1 protein-coding gene and 1 pseudogene are annotated in these 395 nt (G+C 72.2%); both read right to left on the reverse strand.

The genetic code is table 11. The features are described 5' to 3' along the window. Positions 1–126 (reverse strand): annotated as a pseudogene (locus tag AC5RUJ_RS18580) (glycosyltransferase family 1 protein); the annotation flags it as partial. Beyond that, positions 123–395, reverse strand: a 273-nt coding sequence (locus AC5RUJ_RS18585) for a glycosyltransferase family 9 protein (RefSeq protein ID WP_494156553.1), incomplete at its 5' end; no start/stop codon positions are given. The gene AC5RUJ_RS18585 and the pseudogene AC5RUJ_RS18580, both read right to left, overlap by 4 nt.

The raw sequence follows: 395 nt of genomic DNA on the forward strand, positions 1-395 counted from the left end.
GTCGCGGCCGGCGCGGCCCAGGCCCCACGGCCCGCCCTCCGCCGTCGCGGGCAACAGGTATTCGTGGCGGCCGCGGACAAAAGCGTCGGTCCAGCCGCCGTGGACATGCCAAAGCAGGATCTTCATGCGTTCCTCGTCTTTCTCCTGGCGGACAAGTACGTCACGCCGCGGGTCAGCCGCTGTACAGCCTCGAGCACTTCTTCGGGGGCCACCTGGGACAGGCAGGGATGGCCGGGAACCGGACAGTTGCGCGCCCGGCTGAGCCGGCAGGGCGCCTGCTGGTCCCCGAGCAGCTCCACCGGAACCTTGTACGGTGCCCAGCGGACCGCCGGAACCACCGGCGCAAACAGGGACACGACCGGCGTGCCCACGGCCGCGGCCAGGTGCGCCGGCCC

Source organism: Arthrobacter sp. Y3223164 (genome assembly GCF_059091005.1).